Here is a 1,559-nt window from a genome sequence, read left to right on the forward strand (position 1 = left end):
TTGACCCGGGCCACGGCCACGGCCGGCGACGACTGGGAAGAGTTTTGATCCATCTGCATCGCCCGCCGGGCGCTAATACTGCACCCGCCCTTGTTCCTCCAGCCCGCCTGGCGGGAGGAGTCGCCGCCCCTTTTTTCGAGATCAGCACATGAACATGCCACTGCAGCAAGAACAAGCCAATCTGGTGGAAGCCCTGGCCTTCACCCTGGGCAAGGAAGAATACGGGATCGACATCCTGAAGGTGCAGGAAATCCGCGGCTATGAAGCGGTGACCCGGATTGCCAACGCGCCGGACTATATCAAGGGCGTGATCAACCTGCGCGGGGTGATCGTGCCGATCGTCGACATGCGCATCAAGTTCAATCTCGGCACGCCTACCTATGACCAGTTCACGGTGGTCATCATCCTCAACCTGGGCAGCCGGGTGGTGGGCATGGTGGTCGACAGTGTCTCGGACGTGATCACCCTGAGCCCGGAGCAAGTCAAGCCGGCACCGGCCATGGGCACGGCGCTCAACACCGATTATTTGGTGGGGCTGGGCACGATCGACGAGCGCATGCTGATCCTGGTCGACATCGACAAGCTGATGGCGAGCGAGGAGATGGGATTGATTGAAAAACTGGCGGCCTGAGCAGCCGACCGACTGCTGCACCACCACGAACAAGACTTACCAGAATTGAAGTGCCATGAAACTGACTTTTCGCCAGAAACTCTTTTTGCCCCTGATTATCAGCTGGCTCTGCCTGACCGGGATTACGGTCGCCGATGCGCTTTCCATCAAAGCCAGGCGTTTCGAAGAACGGCAAATCGCATTGAAATTCGCGACCGACGTGGGCATGTCCACCGTGAAGGAATATGCGGACCTGGCCGCGTCCGGCGCATTGCCGCTCGAAGAAGCAAAGAAACAGGCGCTCGCGCGCCTGAAAGCCATGCGCTATGGGAAGGATGGCTATTACACCGTCATCGATTCGCATCCGACCGTGGTCATGCATCCGATGAAGGCTGAGCTGATCGGCAAGGATGCGACCGATTTCAAGGATGCGTATGGCCAGTACTTCTACAGAAACGTCGCTTCGATCGCGAAAGGCAGCGGAGAAGGCTGGATCGAATATGTCTGGCCGAAACCCGGCGCAGCCGATCAGAGCAAGGTTTATCCCAAGGGTGCCTACGTCCTGACTTACAAGCCATGGGACTGGACGTTCATCACCGGCCAGTATCTGGATGATCTGAGCGACGCGTTCATGCAGGACGTATGGAAAGGAGCCCTGCTGCTGGCCATGATCGGTATCGTCCTGACTGGCATCATGCTCTTCGTGATCCGCAGCATCGAGCGCTCCATCGGCGGCGATCCGGAATATGCGACCAGGGTTGCTGCCGATATCGCCCAGGGCAACCTTGCAGCGCGCGTGGACGTCAAGAGGGGGGACGAGTCCAGTCTGCTCTTTGCAATGAAAACCATGCGCGACAGCCTGTTCAAGATCGTGAGCGAAGTGCGCACCGGCACGGACACCATTGCCACGGCGTCGGACCAGATTGCCGCCGGCAACATGGATCTGTCG

At 58.8% G+C, this 1,559-nt stretch carries 2 protein-coding genes; both read left to right on the top strand.

Annotated features, from left to right (window positions below; translation table 11 throughout):
- The first annotated feature begins 148 nt into the window (after positions 1 to 148).
- Positions 149 to 631 carry a chemotaxis protein CheW gene (locus tag HGHM_RS15625; RefSeq protein WP_019142488.1) on the top strand — a complete coding sequence of 161 codons (483 nt, stop codon included), beginning with the start codon at positions 149 to 151 and terminating at the stop codon, positions 629 to 631.
- Positions 632 to 686: 55 nt separating this feature from the next.
- The coding region (locus HGHM_RS22715; protein WP_026076090.1) for a cache domain-containing protein at positions 687 to 1,559 on the top strand (873 nt) is incomplete at its 3' end.

Source organism: Noviherbaspirillum massiliense JC206, from assembly GCF_000312045.1.
Lineage (GTDB): Bacteria > Pseudomonadota > Gammaproteobacteria > Burkholderiales > Burkholderiaceae_D > Noviherbaspirillum > Noviherbaspirillum massiliense.

Coding starts and splice junctions, on each gene's coding strand:
- HGHM_RS15625 (WP_019142488.1), top strand. CDS start 149: ATGAACATGCCACTGCAGCAAGAACAAGCCAATCTGGTGGAAGCCCTG.